The following is an 18,921-nucleotide window of genomic DNA, read 5'->3' as shown; positions in this document are numbered from 1 at the left end:
CCAAGTGGGCTACTCAAAGATTTTTAATCAATATTCAAAATCGCAAGTCAGATCAGTAGTACCGATGGGTGCACCATCGGGGATGGCCAACTCTGCTGGGATGCTGAATTCTTCTTTTTGGTTGAGGAAAGTATTGATTTTATCGGCCAAAAATCTATGAAAATCCTCGTTGGTTGCTTTAGAATACAACGATTTGGAAGCATCGCTTTTGGTTTTTGAATCCTTGTTCCAATACAAATAGGCAATTTCCCTGAGTTTATTTCTGCTAATGGCCTTGACTGAGGCAGTTGCCCTAGGGTCTTTGGACAGGTTGATCAAATGGTCTGTCATCTTGTTCTGCACCATCAGGTTGATTTCTCCCTGGTAAGTGCCGTCAAAGTAACTCCCAAAAACCTGCTTAATAGTCTTGTCCAAAACCTCTGTAAAAGAGGGCAATGCATTGTCAAACAACTTTTGTTGGTGCATTCTATTTGCCCGACCTGCTTCAAACAGAAATCCGAAAGTCATGTCAACGATGTTTTCCCCGGGAACCAAAGGATCAAAATTCAATCCGTTTCTGGATGGGAATGTTTCCCTGTTTCGGGAATAGCCCATGGGACGGGGTGGAAGTCTGTCTATGATTTGGTTTGGAACTGCCAATTGGTAGGGATGAATAGTGAATAGCAGAGCATCTAAAGCACCATTTTGCTTTGAAGCTTCCAATCTGGATTGGACTTTTTGGTTGTCCCCTTTTATCTTATAAGTGTAATCCAACCCTCCCAAAAGTTTACTAGTGGCTTCTATCTGATATCTGTGCATCAAAAACAAGGGCACAAGTACTTCTTCCATCAAGGCCTCCGGTTGGTTGTTATCAATGGCGTTCAATCCAAAAGTCTCCAGTTTTTTGGTGCGCATTTCCAACATCCTCATCAATTCAGCAGAAGCTGACTCGCCGTTGTCCCAAAGATGGGAAGTAGGATGGCTACCACTCGGATGTCTGGAATCTGTATCTGAAATAAATGTGTGGCCTGCGGCATAGGTGTCTTGAAGTAGTTTTTTTAAGTGATCTCCCTCAGTTTTACCTTCTGGAACAGTCTCATAACCATACCTGATGGCCCATTTGTCCCAATCCCCGATTTTATCATCATAGGCTTCACTCAGGTCGATATTTCCAGCGGCATCCATTTTGATTAAGGGGTATGGATAATCCATCACGGAAGCCCTATTGGTTGGTGAGGACGCATAAGAATGTGCCAAGCCTATGGTATGCCCGATTTCATGGGCAGAAAGCTGTCTGAGCCTAGCCAAAGCCAACTCTAGCATTTCAGGGTTTTTGGGTTTTCCATCTTCAAAGGGTTGCAATAAACCCTGGGCAATCAAATAATCCTGTCTGACTCTCAGGGAACCAAGGGATACATGTCCTTTGAGGATTTCACCAGTTCGCGGATCTCTTACGGATGAACCATAGGACCAACCTCTAGTGGAGCGGTGAACCCATTGGATGACATTATACCTCACATCCATGGGGTCCATGTCTACGGGAGCCAATTCTACCCTATAAGCATTTTTGAATCCCGCAGCTTCAAATGCTTCCGCCCACCAATTTCCGCCTTCCAATAATGCAGAACGTACCGGTTCGGGAGTTCCCCTGTCAAGGTAATACACGATGGGTTTGACAGGTTCTGAAACTGCCGCTTTGGGATCTTTCTTTTCCAGTCTATGTCTTGAGATGAATTTTTTTTCCATTGGACCACCAATGGGAGAAGTAAAGTCCATGTAGCTGATATTGAAATACCCGGCCCTTGGGTCAAATTCCCTTGGTTGGTAACCATCGTCTGGAAGTTCAATAAAAGAATGCCTTTGTCTAACCGTAACGGATTCCGGTGAAGGAGTAACCGACCGGATATAACCTCCTGTAGGCGTGCCGGTCACAGTCACAATCGCCTCTACTTCGGTATTTTTCGGAAAGTTTTTGGTCATGGGGTAATGCAATGCACTTCTGCTGGGCTCGGGCTTGTACGTCCCCTGCTTGGTCCTTCCAAGAGTTTCCACAACCATGTGTGCATCCTGCATGTAGAATGTGGTGGCGTCAATCAGGTGTTTTCCTCCTTCTGAATTGCTGATTTCAAATCCCCAAAGCACAGATTCTGCAAAGGCATCCCGAACGGATTTGACCTCAGCGGGATTGTCACTAAAAGCCCTAAAGTCATAATTCTTATGGACCAACAATAATTTGTTACCGGCTTTTCGGAACTCCACGATTCGGGTCCTGCCAAGCTGACCACGATCAAGACCAATGTCATTTGATCCGATGCCTGCCGGCATGGAATTGACATAAAGAAATTCATGGTCAAGTTTATCGATTTCCAAATAAATCTTTCCCTTGTCTTCATCGGTGTAAAAGGTAATGAATCCTTCTTTTTTAGATAACTTACTTTTATCTATACTTTGGGAAAAAGACGGGATGATGGAATAAAATCCAAGGCAAAAGAGCAATAGTAATGTTTTTTTCATGATAGGTGGTTTTGTTTCGAAGTTAAAAAAAAGCTCCGACAAGGCTTTACCGATAATGGAAATTATCTATTGAATTGATACCTCATCTGAAAAACCGTTTCAGTCTGCCTGAATCCCTTGATTTGTTGGAGCCCTGTCCCGATGACTTCCCGGTCTGTGTAGATGGTTCTGGAAAACCTGGCCCAAACACTCAATTTTGGACTCAGCCTATATTGTCCTAAAACATAATACCTCATCCCCTGACCGCTCAAAGCAGGAATGGAAAATTGCCAAAGCACATTCCTTTCATAGATAAATTGCCTATTGTCCCAATCTTCTGTATCAAACAATGCCACTCTCGAGGAGATTCTCCATCTCTGAAAATCAACATTGACATCCTGACTGATGGCAAAACCTGTGGTCTTATTTCTATTGAAATTAAATGAACTTGCCATGACCCGGGATTTGATACTCCAATGCTTATCGATCCCATAATCCAGATTGAATACATAATTCCATTTATTTCCCTGACTGAGCAGATAGGAGGATTGAAAAGACGGGTATTCACTGATGTTCCTGGCTTTGGATTCCTCTCTGATTTGGACAAAAAGCAGCAGCTTTCTGGAAGGGGAATAGGCAAACCGGGTCAACCATTCATGTCCTGAGGAAGGTGCATACATCCTGTAACGCAGCCAAGGAAACCTAAAGTAGTCATAGTAAAATGACCAAGTGTATTTTTGGTTGGGCTTGAAGTTAAGGCCAAAATATACCCCATGTTCGTTGATTGGTCTTGTGCCTTCTAAGAATGCATTTCCATAAAAACTATGGAAGTTTCTGTCAAACCTCCTCCAAAGTACAGAAAATCCTAATTTGGGATGTAGGGAACTCATCATTCCCAGGATATTACCTGAGCCTCCACTTTTGGAAATGGCAGATTCTCCAAAGAAAAAGTAATTCTGATAATTAAAGGCAAAATAGAAGCTATGGACATGGTTCTCCTGTCCATAAAATTCAAATTGATTGTAGATCTGAGGATTCCTGATGAAAGGTTGTCCGAATCTGGTGAAGAGTGAATTGACACCGATTTGAAGGCTTCGGTTGGGACTGTTATAGTGGATATTCCCGCCAAGGGTACTTTCCCGGATCCTGCTTTTGTTTGCGATTTCGGTTGGGGTGCGGTGTAGCCCATTGCTATGAAGTGAGGTGATGATGGCTTCTTCCCTTTCCAAGGTATCGATCAGAATACTCACATTTCCATCCCTTGGGGCATTTGATGCCATGAATGTAATGTTAATCGGTCCCGCCTGATAAGTGGTTGAGATGCCCCTGAAAAAACCAAATTCAAGTCCTGCTGTGTATGGCCTGATGCCTATGGAACTCCTTCGGACAGTGGTGATGGTTTCCCCTCCTTTGCCCACGGCGAATCCGGCACCGTACACCAAGCCCTGCCCAAATTGCATTTGGAAGTCTCCTACTGAAATTGCTTTCCACTTCCCTTGATTGTAAAGGGTGGCATGGTAAGAGAAAAAGTTGAAACCATATCGTTTGGTAGCGGTATCCCAAATAAACTGCTCACCAGGGTCTTTGTCTATGGTAAACCCAAAGCTGAAATCCTTGGAGTGTTGTACCCGAAACCTTCCATACAGGTTATTGGGGTCACCAAGGTACCTGTTGCTGAGTCTGCCACCACTCAAGGTGTCGGGCGGCGTGAAGCCTCTTCTTGTCTCCCAAACCCTGCTATGTCTAAAAATAAAATAGGCATCCCTTGATTCCATGATCCTTTGGAAAAGCGGACCATGGATTTTTTCACTGTCATCCAGAACCATAAAGGGCAACAGTTGGTATATCGTCTCCAGATCGAATTCGGGAATTGCCTGTAGTTCATATAAGGATAGGAGTTTGCCAAAGTTTTTCCGGTATTCAAAAAAACTATTGATCTGGATTGGACTCAAAATGTAAATGGATTTTAAATCTTCAGGATCGGTCTTATTGAGGTTGATGGGATTTAAAAAAACCTGGAGCAAACTTTCATACAGATCTTCATAATTATCGTCTGTTCGCTGGATGCCAAACAATTCCTCAACAAAGTTCTCCAAATTGATTTCCCCTTTTCTATAGGTCTGGGCTGCTCCTGAGAAACAGAAAATGATTACCAAAAAACCTATGGACAAAAGAACTTTCATTTTTGGGCAAATACATAATTGAAAGAAAAATGATGGAAATTCCCCAAGGTAGGATGTTGGGTGATGGCATAGTCAAGGTGGAAATTGCGAGGTTTGAACCCAATGCCGAAAAACAATTTCCCCGGATTGGTATTCATTCCTGCCCTTGTCCAAAACCTGTCCAAAAGGTTATATTCGACTCCGGTTTTGATCAGAGGATCCAGCAGGATGTCTTTTTCGGCTTCAATATTGACCATGACCTTTTCGGATGGGCGATAGGAGATTCCGGTCTTTACCACTGTAGGTAATCTTTCCAGGGAGTTTTTTCCATATTTTGACATGGTAATATTGTGCACATGTGCTCCAAAAAACAATTCGGGTGTCAGTTCAGCCACCCCACCAAACTCCAGCAATGGACTTGCACCTCTACCAAATCCCTCGATGCTGGTCTGAAAATAGCTGACTTTGAAGCCCAAGCTAGTGATGCCCAATTGGTTTGAAAATCCGATCCCAATTTGTTTTTGGGAAAACAGTTCGGATCCAAAACTTGAGACTCCCAATCCAAATGCTGAATTCTCCCCCTTTATCACTGCACCTGCTGAAAGCGTGGTCAGCTCGTTCATATTCATCCGATGGTCATAGGCAAAGGTGACTTGGGAGGAAGAAATATAGCTCAGTGCTCCGATATTGTTAAAAATACTCCAAGCATCACCCAAAGTGGTATGCGCATTTCCGATACCCACACTTCTTGCGCCTCTGGGCAGAGCTTCCAGTCCGGATTGTGCCAAAACCTCCACCTTTACAAGGACAGCATATAAAAGAAATATAAAAACAAGTCTTCCCATGGTTATAAAAATTATGATCCAACAAAAAGCCAACAGAATAAATTTAAAAAAGCTGGATTTCAGAAAAAAGTAAGGGGCTGATATTATCCGTTTAATTTTAAAGTAGACCTTAAAAGTTAAATCAATTCCCTCTTTCCGTCAATGTTTGTGTCTTAATAAACATCCCTCTAAAGAAGAAGTGAAGTTTCCCCAAAACCATCAAGGATTCAAACCTTCCCTGTTTTTGGCGGAAAGCCTAATTCACATTTCATATTGTTTCGGCCAAAAACCGGAGCCGCTGTTTAACTCTAAGCCCCCGGATTTTATCCGGGGTAAATAACCTATTGGTATTCAACCCCTGCCGGGGTTTGGACTAGTGGCTTCAACCTAAACAAATCAATTTGGCAATAGAATTCCATCGCCGATGTTTGTGTCATCCCAAACATAACCACCCCGCCAAGCCAATGCTGACAACTTTTCCTGAAGGGATGGACAAAAAAATCATTTGGCTAAAGCCGTGTAAAAAGAGGCCTTCTGTAATCGTCCAGCTAAAGCAGGACGCAATTTATAGATGTCTGATAGCAAAGTTTTTGTCCCAAAATCGGAGTTTTTATCAATAGGAATCAGCCCATTCACAAAGAAATAATAAAAGTTAATAGGCTTTAGCCAAAAGTAATTTTTTTCCCGTTTTCCACTGAGTAATTAATACGATGAAAAACCTTTTCATGACTCCAGGTTTATTACATCTATTTCCACTTCAGAAGATGGACTCTTCGCATACTTGATTGTTTTGTTCCAAACAGGCAACAGTTGAAAATATTAAAAGTAATGTGATTATGATTATTTGCTTATTTCTCATGGTACTATTCCATCCTAATAAAATACTTTAAAGGCTCATCAACTAGGGCCATATTAAATGTCATTATTCTTCCCTCAATTTCGACCCGCCATTGGTAATTCTCTAACTCCAGGATAAATTGGGTTTCATTATCGGCGGGAGGAATAAATTCATAATCATAGGTTCCGGATGCTACAGTTTAATGGAAATTATTTTGTTAAAGATAGAAATCTGATATATTTTGTACTTTTGAGTTTATGGAAAGCAATGATTTTAATAAGGACAAATTGATTAAATATTGGATTGAGGGCTCGGATGAAGATTTTGAGACCATGATCGCGATGTTCGAATGAAATAGGTGTAGTTGGTCGCTTTTCATCGGTCATTTAATGATTGAAAAATTACTTAAAGCATATTATGTTAAGATAAAATCAGATTATCCTCCTTTTTTCATAACTTATTGAGATTAGCTGAGAAAGCAAATTTGGATCTAACCGAAGACCAGAAGGAACAGCTAGTGACGATTACAGCCTATAATATAAATGCCAGATACGATGACTATAAAATGAGTTTTAAGAAAAAGTGTACCTTTGAATATACAGATGTATGGATTTCCAAACTAAAAGAATTAAGACCGTGGATAAAAACATTGATATTGCAGTAGCTAAATATCTTGATTTGGTCAGGGGCAAGTATTCAGAAATAGAGAGTGCTTACATATTTGGTTCTTATGCAAAAGGAAAATCAAATGATGATAGTGATATTGATTTGGCTTTGATTTTTACGAAATTGGATGATTCAAAACGTTTTGATATACAAGTTCAATTGATGTTGTTGGCATCGGAGATTGACTCTAGAATAGAACCACACCCAATTTCTATTAAGGATTTTAATTCAGGGAATCCTTTTGTTGATGAAATCAAAAAGACAGGTATTGAGATAGATGCTAAAGCCTTATAATCCCCATAAATGGAGACTGTGCCTTTACAAACATTCTTAACCTTAATTGTGGTAGAGGGAAGAGAAATTCATTTGGCTAAAGCCATGAGAGGATAGGATCTTCTGAAATCGTCCAGCTAAAGCAGGACGCAATTGATGGAAGGCAAATTGTTAGTGTATTATCCTGAAAGGATTTCTCAAATTACCATTAAAACGTACAAATCCTCTAAATTAACCACTGACCAAGTCTTGTTTCCCCGATTCTCGGGACAGGCTTTGGCTCTTGTCTCTCACATCTAATCTCTCGCTTCTCGCCTCTAATCTCTCGCATCTCGCTTCTATCCTCAAAAAGGTGCCCGGAAATTGAAGAAAAATGCACCTTCATTTTGGTTGTTGAGGGAGTATTCAAATCTGAAAACCATGTCGTAGAGGGTGACCAGGTCGAGGCCCAGTCCATAGCCAAATAGGTATTGGTTGGTCAGTCTTAGGTTTTCAGGAAGCTTATTTTTGTCATTGACAAAGCCATGGTCAAAATTACCACTGAGGTAGAGTTTAATGGGGAAATAAGCAAACTCCTCAAAGGGCACATATTGACCTATATCATAACCTACATTGATCAGATTGAACCGGAGACTGTTTTTGTGGACAACGGTCTGCTGCCCCTCGACCACATTCAGTTCATAGCCCCGGATAAAAAACGGATTGTATCCAATACCCCTTACCAAGGTAAATGGCTGTCTATCTCCCAAAAAAGTATTTAGTGAAAGTCCAGATACAAAATGGAATTTTTCATTGAACTTCAGGTACTTGTTTGCATTGATGGTAAACTCTGTGTCTTTTACATCATCACTGCCAAATAAGCCATATCTCGTTAAACCAATATTTAGCAATTGGCCTTCTGTGGCATATTGTACATTGTCCCTTTTGTCATGCCTGAAATTATATCCCATGACAAAATAATTCAGCCTGTTGCTCCCATGGAGGAAATAATTGGGGTTTTGGGTAAAAACATCCTCATTGATCAATGTGTTGTTGAATCCCAAAGTAACCAAGTGGAAGTTGTAATAACTGCCTCGGAATGTATATCTAAGAAAAGCAGATCGGTTTCTACGCAATACATCTTCGTTTTCATTGGTGTAGAAAACCTGCCGGTTGTTTGCAGACCTCACGTGTATGGTTTTTTGGGTAAAATAGGTCAACTGTGCAGCGATGCCATGTTTTTGTTTTTTGTCAATATAGGGGATACTGTAAAGCATCTCGAAGGCTTTGGTAAATCCCAATTGACCACCGATACGTAATTTTTCATTTCTTCCCCCAACATTATTGTGCATGAGCCTTGCTCCATAATTCACACGGGAAAAATCCCTGTTTTGGTTGATCCACCATTCTGCAAGGTTCCTGTCGGCAAGATTGAATATGATATTGGGCAAAATATACCATCGCTCTGTCACCGCTACCAAAAGTTCAATGTCTTCTGTTCCGGTAAAGAGGGGCGTGATTTCTACATTATTGAAAAGCTGAAGGTTATATATTTTCTTTTGATCTGCCTCGATCATCATCAATAATTCCTCCCAATCATAAGTGATTCCTGTCTGCAGGTCTATTTCACGAAGGATGATGTTTTTCTTGGTTTTCTCATTCCCTATGATAAAAATATTATTGATCACAACTTTATCGGGAATCTGTAGACTATCATATACATCATTTCCATCCTGGGCATAGGATGTTGGTACTTGGTCTATGCCGAAGCAAATCAAGTAAAAAAGAAGGCCATATAATCTGATGATTTTCAATGGATATGTTAATCTATAATGATTGTACGAAATGATGCCAGTAAAATAGCAATTCAATATAATTCTTGTCAGGAGATTGAAATGTATGGTACATCGGTCTTCCGACTTCGGTCTTCCGTCTTGTCTGTAGTAGAATATTGGGTTACTTGCAAAGAAGCGGATATCCATTTAATCTGTTTATAATTTGGAACTATTGAAGACCTAAATGTTTTATTTCAGAAATATCAAGACTTGAAAACATTAATCCGCAAAATCGCTATTTTCCCTGTTTTGGTGTATCAATACCTTATATCTCCATTATTGCCTTCAAACTGTAGGTACACGCCCACCTGTAGTCAATATACGAAGGAAGCCATTTTAAAGCATGGCGTGCTGAAAGGAGGTTGGTTGGGAATAAAGAGGATTGCAAGTTGCAACCCCTGGGGAGGTCATGGTCATGATCCCGTTCCTTAATTTTTTTCAGGTTTGAAACCCTTTTTCAAAGCCAAACCCATCAAAACCAATCCGCCGATTACCAAAGGGATACTCAATGCCTGACCCATATTAAAGGTCAATCCCTCTTCAAACTCCACTTGGTTTTCTTTAAGAAACTCCCAGATAAATCTCATTCCAAATACGGAGACTAGGAAAAATCCGAGAAACAAGCCATCGGGAAGCCGGGATTTATATCGGTTCCATGTGAGATAGAGTATCAGAAAGATGATGAAATAAGAGATTGCCTCATAAATCTGCGTGGGATGCCTTACAACCCCCTGCGTATAAACTGTAGCTAAGTAGTAATCACCTTTGTCGCTCAAGTCCATTTTCAATGGTGACGAAGGGTCTTCTGAAAGGTATTTCTGGGAACTCTTGAAGCGTGTCAGTACATATTTGACATCCGTCTCCAAGGCAGTCCTAAGATCACTTTCGCTGTATCCGCCTTTTTCAATTTTGATTTCAAAATTGACAGGAACAATTCCGTTGCCTGTAAGCTCCTCTTGTCTATTGTCCGGTTTATAAGCATTGACGGATTCGACTGGGATTCTGAGTGTCTCCATAATTTCTTCCGCATCTCTTGCAAATACAAAGCCACTGTCATTACCCGTCGGCTTGCCGCCAATCTCTGAATTCATTAGGTTTCCAATACGAATCATGGCTCCTACCATGGCCACTACGATGACAATCCTATCCACCACCCATAGGTAGGTCTGTGTTGGGATTTTCCTGGCATATAGGTACAATGCAAACAAAATCGCTATGGCAGCACCATGAGAGGCCAAACCGCCTTCCCATACTTTGAGAATGTCTATCGGATTGCTCAGGTATTTTTCAGGTTCATAAAACAGCACATGCCCAAGTCTTGCACCTATGATGGTGGCAATGACCATATATATCGTCAGTCTGTCTACCAGTCTTTCATCCTGGGCTTCTTTTCTGTAGATGTAAATCATGATCTGTTGGGAAATGATAAATCCCAAAGCAAATAGGAGACTATACCACCTCAGCCTTTCAAAACCAGAAAAAACCGCCGGATCCGGACTCCAGACAACATAACTCAATATACTTTCAATATTCATCATACTGTGTTTTTGTAAACAAGGTGGTGAAATTAACTTTTGTTCAGTAAGTATCCAATTCCTTTAATTCTTCCTGAAATCCTCCCGACAATATCGGAAACCTGCACCAGGTTTTTGGATCAATATTGAATTCATCCAAATGGAAGGATGGTGCGAGTCTTTCCCTTTTCCACTGATTTTGTGCCCAAAGTCGGAAGAATTTTTTGATATAAGATTTCAATAAAGTACTATCTACGTCCAATTCTTCTTTTAGGATCAGAAATACATCCATAGGTGATCGTCGGTCCCTGATGGCCAACCTTTCTATTTCCACAATGATGGCATAGGGCATCAGGTCGGTTTCATCGGTCTGCTGGTTTTCCGCAGGTCTTAATTCAGCCGTGGGCTGTAGGCCGTTTACTTTTTGCAGGCCGGTGTAGTTTAGTTCTTTCTCTGCCCACCTTAGCCATTGCAGTACAAAGTATTTGTCTACAGCAGCAATCGGTGAAATACTTCCACTCGTATCCCCATCCATAGTGGTATAACCTACATCGCCTTCGCTTCGGTTTGAAGTACTCAGTAGGAGGGCGTTTTTTACATTTGCCAGCATCCAAATAATCGGAGAACGAGCCCTTGCCTGAATATTCTGCAATGCAATGTCATCTGTTTTCCAAGTCATTCGTCTGCCGAGTGCTTTTTCTATTTTTTCGGTATACGATTTTACTTCATCCCCGATTTCCCAATTCAAAAAAACAGCACCAATGCTTTCAGATAGCAACTTGGCACTTTGAAAAGTGGCAAAAGACGAATTTTCAGAAGACTGATAAGCAGTGGTAAATAGCTGGCCTACGATCTCTTTGACAGGGTTGTTGGTTTGGGGAATATAGGTCAATCCCAGTTTTTTCAGGAAAAGGGTGACTCCCAGTTCCTCTACTCCTCTTTTGACCATTTCTGAAACCAATATAGCAATGGTGGAGGAATCCGCACCACCGCTCAATGAAAGTACAAAACCCTTGCTTTTGCTTTTCCTCAAATAGTCGAATAGCCCCAAAGCCGAAGCTTTGGCAAATTCCTTATTTTTATCATGGTGGCTTTCAACCTCCTGATTGGTTACATTCCCTTTCTGGTATTCAAAAACCTTGATCTGGAAATCTTCAAAGGAAAGCAGTTCATTTTTAAGTAATAATTTACCTTCATGCGCTACCATGATCTCCCCGTCAAAGATCATCCTTCCGGCCTCATTTCCCAACAAGTTAAGGTAGAAATAAGTGGCATTGAGTTCGACTGAACTTTCTTTGACCAGTTCTTCTCTCAAGATACTTTTGCCTATAGCAAAATGACTTGCACTTGGATTAAAGATCAAGTCTATATTTCGGTCTTTTAATCTATAGCCAGGTCTATGGGATGCTCGCCAAGCGTCTTCGCAGATTTCAAATCCATAGGAAACATTGTTTTTTTCAAAAACCAAGTCACCTAATTGGACACTTTGACCAAAAAAATCTATATCAATCACTTTGCCATGTTCCCAAGGAGTAAACCATCGAAACTCATAATGGACACCGTCAATGGCCATAAATTGTTTGGCCACAAAACCCTTCAGTGCCGCGTCCTCTATGATGGCCATACAGTTATAAACTTGAGAATCAATCCTTACTGGAACACCCACTGCCACTGTAATGCCGGTGCAAAGAGGAATCAGTTCCTGAAGTTTCTGGAGTGCTTTTTTGGGATACCAGTAACTCAGAAAAAGATCTTCACTTCCATAACCGGTTATTGCTAATTCCGGAAAACAAAGGAGGTCCACTTGCAGCTTTTGGGCTGAATTGACCGCTTCAAGTAGATGATTGAAATTTCCTGCCCAGTCCAAAGGTGTTTGATTGACTGTAGCACACGCTATTTTTAATATTGACATTCGTTGGTTCCAAAAAGATAAAACTCCATTTCAAAGATACTGTTCTAAATGGCTATATTAAGTATTTCACAAGCATTTTTAGCGGCTTCTTGTTCTGCCTTCTTTTTGGTAGCACCTTTGCCCGTCGCAACCACTTCGTTGTTGACATACAAGTCAACTAAAAATTCCTTAAAACGTTGATTTCCGCTCACGGATACTGTCCTGAAGTCTACTTCGAGACTTTCTTTTTGGGACCATTCTATTACTTTACTTTTGAAGTTCGAAGTCGTTCTGATAATACTGTCCAGATCAAAATGAATGATGATTCTCTTCAAGATAAATTTTTTGCAAAAATGATATCCTCTGTCCAAATACACTGCACCTACCATTGCCTCTAAAGCATCGCCATAAAGTGATTTGTGAGCGCTTAAATTTCTTCCTTTGTATTCTTCTTCCATAATTTTGGAAAGGCCGATTTTAAGGGCGATTTGGTTGAGGACTTCCCTGTTTACCATTCGGCTTCTGGTTTCGGTGAGAAACCCCTCGTCTCGAAAGGGAAATTTTATAAAAAGAAACTCTGCTACAACAGCACCTAATATTGCATCACCAAGATACTCCAATCGTTCATTGGAGATTTTCATACCATTGATGGATTCTTCAGAGGAAGAGGCATGTTTGATGGCAAGCTTGTATAAAACCAAATTAAAAGGCTTGCTGCCTACCATATGTTTAATGGAGGCTGCAAGCCTTTTTTCATATTTTGAATAAAATAGAGACCTAAGTCGGAGTAATCTGGAAAGTTTCAATTTACTCACTGATTTTTTTGAATATGACAGAACAATTGTGTCCTCCAAATCCAAAAGTATTACTTAATGCCGCCCTGACTTCTCTTTTTTGGGCTTTATTGAAAGTCAGATTTAATCTTTTATCAAATTCCTCGTCATCAGTGAAATGGTTGATGGTAGGAGGAATAAGGTTGTTTTTAACAGCAAGTATAGAAGCAATAGCTTCAACGGCTCCTGCCGCACCAAGCAAATGACCTGTCATAGATTTGGTACTGCTTATATTAAGATTAAAAGCATGTTCTCCAAAAACCTTCTGAATTGCCTTTACTTCACTGACATCACCCAAAGGAGTGGAGGTACCGTGTACATTGACATAATCAATATCTTCGGGCTTCATACCTGCGTCTTCAAGTGTCTGAAGCATCACATTGCTAGCGCCTTCTCCGTCAGGATGTGGGGCTGTGATGTGATAGGCATCAGCTGTCATTCCGCCACCTACCAATTCAGCATAGATTTTTGCTCCACGGGCTTTGGCATGCTCATACTCTTCCAGAATCAGAATTCCTGCACCCTCCCCCAAAACAAACCCATCACGGTCTTTATCAAAAGGTCTCGATGCAGTTTCCGGAGAATCATTTCTTTGAGACAACGCTTTGAGGGCATTGAAGCCTCCAACACCTGCTTCTACTACTGCTGCTTCTGATCCACCACTGACAAAAATGTCAGCTTTTCCCAGACGGATATAATTGAATGCGTCAATAATGGAATTTGTAGCTGAAGCGCAAGCTGAAACGGTTACAAAGTTTGGTCCTTTAAATCCATATTTAATGGAAATAAAACCTGCACTGATATCTGCAATCATTTTCGGTATAAAGAATGGATTAAACCTTGGAGTTCCATCTCCCAAAGCAAAACCAGTAACTTCATCTTGAAAAGATTTTAATCCTCCTATTCCAGCACCTAAAATGACACCTACTCTTAAAAGATTTGTTTTTTCAAGATCCAAACCTGAATCTTTGATAGCCTCATCAGCAGCTATTAAGGCATACTGGGCGAAAGGGTCCATTTTTCTAGCCTCTTTCCTTTCAATGAATTGGTCTAAATCCAAACCTTTGATTTCACAGGCAAATTGTGTCTTAAAAAGCGAAGCATCGAATTTAGTAATAGGTGCAGCACCACTTACACCGTTTGAAAGACCCTTCCAAAATTCAGGGACAGTATTTCCAATCGGTGTAAGGGCACCAAGACCTGTTACTACAACTCTTCTTAAATTCATAAATGAATTTTGAGTGATTTATTATTTAACGTTGGCTTCCAGATAACTAATAGCCTGACCTACAGTACCGATTTGCTCAGCCTGATCATCCGGAATAGAAATGTTGAATTCTTTTTCGAATTCCATAATGAGCTCAACTGTATCCAGTGAGTCTGCACCAAGATCATTAGTGAAGCTAGCTTCAGGAGTTACTTCAGATTCTTCAACGCCTAACTTATCTACGATAATGGCTTTTACTTTTTGTGCAATTTCAGACATTTTTTGATCGGTTTAATTTAAAACACTTCGCAAAGAAATATATTTAAAACCTTATTGCCAAAAAAATGTGGTACCTAAATCAAGATAATATGGTAGAACCTTGAAGTTGAGAGATTATTTTTACCTTTGCCTGACCAAATTCTTCCAATATGAAGAAAACAAAATTAATCGTTGAACACCATTATGATTTTGATCTTTTAGGTCTTATAGCGCCTGTAAAGGATCATAAAATGGCTTGGTTGATCAATAATGCGCTGGGTACAAAATTGGTGAAAACGGATGATTTTGAACTTGATCTTTTGAATCAAGCAACTTTGAAAATTTCTAAATATTTTCAAGAAAAAGAACACGGTTTTGTACAACTTCTTAAAAATAGGTCTTATGCAGAAGAATCAAATTCATTGTACCTAGTCCCTGAACTTAAGGTGATGGACTACTTTCTTTTGTTACAGGATTACACTTTTGAAATGGATTTAAATCACTATATTGAAAATCTTTCAAGAAGTCAGTTTGTTCAGAGTGTAGTCAAACTTGACATCTCTAAATTAAAATCAAAAGATAATTTACTTACCTATTAACCCCTTATTTACAAATGAGTATTGCAACTTATAACAAAACCAAAATATTAGCAACAATAGGCCCCGCTTCCAATAACCTTGATGTTTTGAAAAGTCTGGCCAAAGCTGGAGCGAATGTTTTCAGATTGAATTTTTCACATGGGGATCATAAAGGCCATGCAGAGGTCATCAAAATGATCAGATCTATCAATGAAACTACCACTAACAAAATCGGGATTTTGCAGGATCTTCAAGGTCCTAAAATCAGGGTAGGAGAAATGGAAAACGATGGTGTTGAAATTTTGCCAGGACAAAAAATCACCATTACCAATGACCCTGTTGTTGGAAATGCCGAATTGGTTAGTACGGTGTACCAGAACCTTCCCAATGATGTGAAATCAGGTGACAGGATTTTGATTGATGACGGAAACATAGAGTTGGCTGTTAACAATACGGATGGGAAAAATGTCAGGTGCGTTGTAATTCACGGGGGAATCCTTAAATCAAGGAAAGGAATCAACCTACCCAATACCAGGGTTTCGGCGCCTTCACTTACAGAAAAAGACATTGAAGATCTTGCATTTGGACTTGAAAATGAGGTAGACTGGATTGCATTATCATTTGTCAGATCGGCAGAAGATATTATAGACCTGAGAGAAAGAATCAATAAAGCTGGAAAGCATTGTAAAATAGTTGCCAAAATTGAAAAACCGGAAGCACTAGAGAATATCGATGAAATTATCGAAGCAACCGATGCAATCATGGTGGCAAGAGGTGATTTGGGGGTTGAGGTTCCAATGGAGAAAGTGCCATTGTGGCAAAAGAAAATAGTTCAAAAATGCAAATTAGCATGTAAACCTGTGATTATAGCCACGCAGATGCTGGAAAGTATGACAACCCATCCCCGACCTACAAGGGCTGAAACCAATGATGTGGCCACTGCGGTTCTAGATGGTGCAGATGCTGTGATGCTTTCTGCTGAGACAGCCTCTGGTCAATTTCCCATCAATTCGGTAAAAGTCATGAGCAGCATTATCTATTACATCGAAAATAATACTGATGTGTTCCACCATCTTTATAAAATCCCAGTAGATGACCCTAATTTTTTAAGCAAAAACCTGACATTGATGGCTGCCAGATTATCAAGAAATGTGAGCGCTAAAGCGATCGTTGGAATTACAACTTCAGGTATGACTGCATTGAGGTTAGCTTCTTACCGTCCTTTGGCGAATTTGCTGATTTTTACAAGAAACAAAATACTCATGAACCAATTGAGTTTGGTATGGGGGGTGAGAGCCTATTATTATGAAAGTAATACTTCTACTGATGCCACCTTTATGGATATCCAAAATCACTTAAAAGATGAAGGATATGTCAAAAATGGTGATATTATCATTAACACAGCAAGTATGCCTTTGAAAGCTAAAGGAAAAACGAATATGTTGAAAATACATATTGTGGAGTAGAATTTGATTTGGAGTTAACTGTTTTATTGGAATTAATAGCTCGAAGTCCGAAATAGGAAGTCTGAAGATGACGATAATTTAAAATTTAACCTAGAAATCAGATCAGTCAATCTCTTGCCAAAACTATAGGGAATAAATTCAATTGTTCTACAACATCATAAAGCCTCCGCATGGAGGCTTTATGATTTACCCTATTTTTTAGATTTGAAGTTCCTTAATTATTAGATTCACATTAGATAATTGTGCATTTAAAAATATTAGGGACTCCAAATTACTGTCCTCTTTTCATCCTTCATCCTTCTCAACTTCCATCTCCTTCTAAGCTTTCCTCCCCCTACAGTTCATATATCTTTATTGACAGTCCATGGTATAAAAATAACAATTCAACTAGGTTTGAATAGTCACTTTCTGAGATTATATGTTTATACACCAAACTAAACATCATAACTATGAAAAATTTTCTAAAATATCTTTTAACAGGATCCTTGCTATTTGCAATCTACTCTTGCAAAGACGATGTTGATCCAATGCCGCAACCTGCTGCTCCTAATTTGGTTCAGGCCGCAAATGCAGCAGGTTTAACCACATTGCTTTCCGCTGTTGAGGCTATCCCAGGGCTAGGCGCAGATTTAACAAGTGCTCCTGCAATTACAGTTTTCGCGCCAGATAATGCTGCATTTACTGCTGCACGAGAAGCCTTCGGAGCTACAGATTTAAATGATTTGGTAGTCAAGTTAGGTGGTGCACAAAATCTAGAAACCGTATTAGGTTTTCATGTCGTGCCAGCAGTTGCTTTTTCAACTGACTTAGCAGCTACCAATACTTTTACAACTATCTCAGGGCAATCAATTACAGTTAATTCCTCAGGTGGAGCTGTGACCGTAGTTGATGCAGCTGGAAATACAGCAACTGTCACTACTGCGAATGTGGAAATTGATAATGGTGTTGTGCATGTTATTAATCGGGTTTTGCTTCCTGAAATCGATCTGCCAGTTCCAAACTTGGTGGAAGCAGCTACTGATGCAGGACTTACAGTTCTATTAGAGGCAGTTACCGCAGTTGATGGGTTGGCTGACGATTTGCTGGATGCTGAAGCAATTACAGTTTTTGCTCCGAGAAATGAAGCTTTTGTAGCTGCTCTGGAACTTTACGATGCCGCAAATTTAGACCAATTGGTCGCTAGGATTGGTGGAATTGGAAATCTGGAAACCATTTTGGGATTCCATGTTGTCCCCGCAGTAGCTTTTTCAGGGGATTTAGCTGAAACAAATACTTTTCCAACTTTGGGAGGTCAAAATATAACAGTAACTAGAACTACTGAAGGTGTCACTGTCACTGATGCCTTAGGAAATACAGCTAATGTTGTAGCAGCAGATGTTGCGATTGATAATGGTGTTGTACATGTGATTGATAGGGTATTATTACCTGAATTTACCTTACCAGATATAGTTGAGGCTGCCACTGCAGCTGAACTTACTATATTATTGGAAGCGGTAACCAAAGCTAACCTGGGCGGCGCTTTATTGGATGCAGAAGCAATCACTGTATTTGCTCCAAGAAATGAAGCATTTGTAGCATTACTGGAAGCGCAAGATGTTGATACTTTAGACGAATTGATTGCTAAATTAGGTGCTGACAATATTAGTAAAGTGTTGACCTACCATGTTGTTCCAGCAGTAGCCTTCTCATTTGACCTTGCAGAAGGTCCTCAGTCTGTTCCGACACTGGCCGGAGAAAACCTGACAGTAACCAGAACTACTGAAGGAGTTACCGTCACAGATACCAACGGTACTACTTATAATGTTATAGCAGCTGATGTTGCTATCGCAAATGGTGTAGTCCATGTGATAGATGGGGTTGTACTTCCAACTTTATAATAATATTTAACTACCCTTCATATTGCTTTTACAAAAGGGGGATTTATATTCCCCTTTTGTTTTTATAAGCCTTTTCAATTTATGTTTTATGTATACCTTCAAGTCTGAAAGTAATTCGTTTGAAAATCTTAAATCAAGGATTAGTGCTATAAATTGCGTTCCGATAGCTATCGGAATCGGACTTCGGACTTCCATACATTTTTCAAAAGAAAGGCAGTTTTCAGGTAAGAAGTAGTTTCTCAAAAGAA

General features: G+C 40.1%; 14 protein-coding genes. 5 read left to right on the top strand and 9 right to left on the bottom strand.

Annotation, left to right across the window (positions count from 1 at the left end):
- Positions 1–27: 27 nt before the first annotated feature.
- From ACEW8U_RS03440 to ACEW8U_RS03430, 3 genes are all read right to left on the bottom strand, one after another.
- Complete coding sequence (locus tag ACEW8U_RS03440) at positions 28–2,493, bottom strand: zinc-dependent metalloprotease (RefSeq protein WP_373520632.1); 2,466 nt, start codon at positions 2,491–2,493, stop codon at positions 28–30.
- Between the two features lie 62 nt (positions 2,494–2,555).
- Positions 2,556–4,655, bottom strand: coding sequence for a helix-hairpin-helix domain-containing protein (locus ACEW8U_RS03435; protein WP_373520631.1), 2,100 nt, complete (start codon positions 4,653–4,655; stop codon positions 2,556–2,558).
- Positions 4,652–5,479, bottom strand: coding sequence for a hypothetical protein (locus ACEW8U_RS03430; RefSeq protein WP_373520630.1), 828 nt, complete (start codon positions 5,477–5,479; stop codon positions 4,652–4,654). Before ACEW8U_RS03430 ends, ACEW8U_RS03435 begins: the two co-directional genes overlap by 4 nt.
- A gap of 1,453 nt (positions 5,480–6,932) precedes the next feature.
- Here ACEW8U_RS03430 and ACEW8U_RS03425 point away from each other — a divergent pair.
- Positions 6,933–7,256, top strand: coding sequence for a nucleotidyltransferase domain-containing protein (locus ACEW8U_RS03425; RefSeq protein WP_373520629.1), 324 nt, complete (start codon positions 6,933–6,935; stop codon positions 7,254–7,256).
- A gap of 323 nt (positions 7,257–7,579) precedes the next feature.
- On the opposite strand, the gene ACEW8U_RS03420 is transcribed toward ACEW8U_RS03425, so the two are convergent.
- Positions 7,580–9,196, bottom strand: a complete 1,617-nt coding sequence (locus ACEW8U_RS03420) for a POTRA domain-containing protein (protein ID WP_373520628.1) — start codon at positions 9,194–9,196, stop codon at positions 7,580–7,582.
- Positions 9,197–9,259: 63 nt separating this feature from the next.
- On the opposite strand from ACEW8U_RS03420, the gene yidD reads away from it, so the two are divergent.
- Complete coding sequence (gene yidD / locus ACEW8U_RS03415; RefSeq protein WP_373520627.1) at positions 9,260–9,481, top strand: membrane protein insertion efficiency factor YidD; 222 nt, start codon at positions 9,260–9,262, stop codon at positions 9,479–9,481.
- On the opposite strand, the gene ACEW8U_RS03410 is transcribed toward yidD, so the two are convergent.
- Genes ACEW8U_RS03410 through ACEW8U_RS03390 form a run of 5 tightly spaced genes read right to left on the bottom strand, consistent with a single transcriptional unit; the run spans position 9,478 to position 14,773 of the window.
- Entirely contained in the window at positions 9,478–10,587 is a 1,110-nt protein-coding gene (locus tag ACEW8U_RS03410) for a prolipoprotein diacylglyceryl transferase (protein ID WP_373520626.1), read from the bottom strand. The two genes, yidD and ACEW8U_RS03410, sit on opposite strands and share 4 nt — an antisense overlap.
- A gap of 40 nt (positions 10,588–10,627) precedes the next feature.
- Positions 10,628–12,475 (bottom strand): NAD(+) synthase, encoded by a 1,848-nt coding sequence (nadE, locus tag ACEW8U_RS03405; protein ID WP_373520625.1) that lies wholly within the window; start codon positions 12,473–12,475, stop codon positions 10,628–10,630.
- 44 nt (positions 12,476–12,519) lie between these two features.
- Positions 12,520–13,260 (bottom strand): ribonuclease III, encoded by a 741-nt coding sequence (rnc, locus tag ACEW8U_RS03400; RefSeq protein WP_373520642.1) that lies wholly within the window; start codon positions 13,258–13,260, stop codon positions 12,520–12,522.
- Between the two features lies 1 nt (position 13,261).
- Entirely contained in the window at positions 13,262–14,515 is a 1,254-nt protein-coding gene (gene fabF, locus ACEW8U_RS03395; protein ID WP_373520624.1) for a beta-ketoacyl-ACP synthase II, read from the bottom strand.
- A gap of 21 nt (positions 14,516–14,536) precedes the next feature.
- Positions 14,537–14,773, bottom strand: a complete 237-nt coding sequence (locus tag ACEW8U_RS03390; protein ID WP_008629501.1) for an acyl carrier protein — start codon at positions 14,771–14,773, stop codon at positions 14,537–14,539.
- 149 nt (positions 14,774–14,922) lie between these two features.
- On the opposite strand from ACEW8U_RS03390, the gene ACEW8U_RS03385 reads away from it, so the two are divergent.
- From ACEW8U_RS03385 to ACEW8U_RS03375, 3 genes are all read left to right on the top strand, one after another.
- The gene (locus ACEW8U_RS03385; RefSeq protein ID WP_373520623.1) at positions 14,923–15,351 is read left to right on the top strand and encodes an IPExxxVDY family protein; all 429 of its coding nucleotides are present in this window, start codon (positions 14,923–14,925) and stop codon (positions 15,349–15,351) included.
- 14 nt (positions 15,352–15,365) lie between these two features.
- A complete protein-coding gene (gene pyk / locus ACEW8U_RS03380; RefSeq protein WP_373520622.1) occupies positions 15,366–16,796 on the top strand; it encodes a pyruvate kinase in 1,431 nt (476 codons plus the stop codon).
- Between the two features lie 485 nt (positions 16,797–17,281).
- Positions 17,282–18,673 carry a fasciclin domain-containing protein gene (locus tag ACEW8U_RS03375; protein ID WP_373520621.1) on the top strand — a complete coding sequence of 464 codons (1,392 nt, stop codon included), beginning with the start codon at positions 17,282–17,284 and terminating at the stop codon, positions 18,671–18,673.
- Positions 18,674–18,921: the final 248 nt, after the last annotated feature.

The sequence above is a fragment of the Aquiflexum sp. genome, from assembly GCF_041751335.1.
Taxonomy (GTDB): domain Bacteria; phylum Bacteroidota; class Bacteroidia; order Cytophagales; family Cyclobacteriaceae; genus Aquiflexum.
Note: the sequence above shows the minus strand (reverse complement) of the source record. Positions and strands in the feature narration are given on the sequence as shown.

What these genes read in the sequence shown, in the direction of transcription:
- ACEW8U_RS03430 (WP_373520630.1), bottom strand. Translation starts at nt 5,479, where the DNA reads ATGGGAAGACTTGTTTTTATATTTCTTTTATATGCTGTCCTTGTAAAG.
- ACEW8U_RS03390 (WP_008629501.1), bottom strand. Translation starts at nt 14,773, where the DNA reads ATGTCTGAAATTGCACAAAAAGTAAAAGCCATTATCGTAGATAAGTTA.
- ACEW8U_RS03420 (WP_373520628.1), bottom strand. Translation starts at nt 9,196, where the DNA reads ATGGATATCCGCTTCTTTGCAAGTAACCCAATATTCTACTACAGACAA.
- fabF (WP_373520624.1), bottom strand. Translation starts at nt 14,515, where the DNA reads ATGAATTTAAGAAGAGTTGTAGTAACAGGTCTTGGTGCCCTTACACCG.
- nadE (WP_373520625.1), bottom strand. Translation starts at nt 12,475, where the DNA reads ATGTCAATATTAAAAATAGCGTGTGCTACAGTCAATCAAACACCTTTG.
- pyk (WP_373520622.1), top strand. Translation starts at nt 15,366, where the DNA reads ATGAGTATTGCAACTTATAACAAAACCAAAATATTAGCAACAATAGGC.
- ACEW8U_RS03435 (WP_373520631.1), bottom strand. Translation starts at nt 4,655, where the DNA reads ATGAAAGTTCTTTTGTCCATAGGTTTTTTGGTAATCATTTTCTGTTTC.
- ACEW8U_RS03410 (WP_373520626.1), bottom strand. Translation starts at nt 10,587, where the DNA reads ATGATGAATATTGAAAGTATATTGAGTTATGTTGTCTGGAGTCCGGAT.
- ACEW8U_RS03385 (WP_373520623.1), top strand. Translation starts at nt 14,923, where the DNA reads ATGAAGAAAACAAAATTAATCGTTGAACACCATTATGATTTTGATCTT.
- ACEW8U_RS03440 (WP_373520632.1), bottom strand. Translation starts at nt 2,493, where the DNA reads ATGAAAAAAACATTACTATTGCTCTTTTGCCTTGGATTTTATTCCATC.